Raw genomic sequence first — 1,058 nt, forward strand, 5'->3', positions numbered from 1 at the left:
CGGCGCCATACCCCCGCCCCGTCCCGCCACCGACGCTACGCGTCGCTTGCTCGCCGACCCTCCCAACAAGGGGGAGGGTAAGCCCTCAATTCCGTCCATAAAACGCATTGGGAACATGCACCGGCCAGCGCCAGGGCAGCACGGCGACCATGTCGAAGCGCATCGAGAGCCTGCCATAGTCCGGTTGCCGCGAGAGCCAGATGTCGGCCGCCGCCTCGATACGGCGCTCCGATTCGCGGCCGATCGCTTCCATCGCCTCCATCAGCGTGCGCCGCGCCTTGACCTCGACGAACAACACCAGATCGCCGCGCCGCGCGATGAGATCGATCTCGCCGAAACGCGTGCGGTGGCGTCGGGCAAGGATGCGGTAGCCCTTCAGCATCAGCGCCATCGCCGCCAGCCATTCGCCGCGATGGCCGCGCCGATAGGCTTTCTGACGGCTGGCGCTCGGACGCTCAGCCACCGACTTTTCCTTGCTTGACCATGATCTTTGGACAAACGGAACCGTTTGTCCGAGAAAACCGGTTTCCACTTTTCGGGATCATGGTCCGTCCCTGAGCTCCAGCAGCCGCCTGTAGAGCGCCTGCTTCTGGCCGCCGGTCATCTTCGCGGCCTCGGCCGCGGCTTTGGAGGCCGGCATCTCCGCCGCCAGCGACAAAAGCAGGCGGTCGATGTCTTCAGGCTCGTCCGCTTTGGCCTCGGCCGAACCTATGCAGACGACGATCTCGCCCTTCGGCGTGTCGGCCTCGGCATAGTGATCGGCCAGCGCGCCCAGCGTGCCGATGCGCATCTCCTCGAAGGTCTTGGTCAATTCCCGGCCGATCGCCGCCTTGCGCTCGCCGCCCAGCGCTTGCGCCATGGCGACGAGCGACTCGGCCAGCCGGCGCGGCGATTCGAAGAAGATCAGCGTCGCCGGCACGGTTTTCAGGGCTTCCAGCCTTGCCAGCCGCTGGCCCGATTTCACCGGCAGGAACCCGGCGAACAGGAAGGCGTCCGACGGCAGGCCGGATGCGGTCAGCGCCGCGAGCGGCGGCGACGGGCCGGGGATCGGCACGACG

2 protein-coding genes are annotated in these 1,058 nt (G+C 67.2%); both read right to left on the reverse strand.

What is annotated here, in order from left to right; translation table 11 throughout:
- Positions 1–85 precede the first annotated feature (85 nt).
- Positions 86–463: a YraN family protein gene (locus tag J0I79_RS33895; RefSeq protein WP_292870191.1), complete on the reverse strand. Its 378-nt coding sequence runs from the start codon at positions 461–463 to the stop codon at positions 86–88.
- A gap of 78 nt (positions 464–541) precedes the next feature.
- A partial coding sequence (locus J0I79_RS33900; protein WP_292870194.1) for an SAM-dependent methyltransferase occupies positions 542–1,058 on the reverse strand: 517 nt, incomplete at its 5' end.

This window comes from Mesorhizobium sp. (assembly GCF_017306585.1).
Classification (GTDB): domain Bacteria; phylum Pseudomonadota; class Alphaproteobacteria; order Rhizobiales; family Rhizobiaceae; genus Mesorhizobium.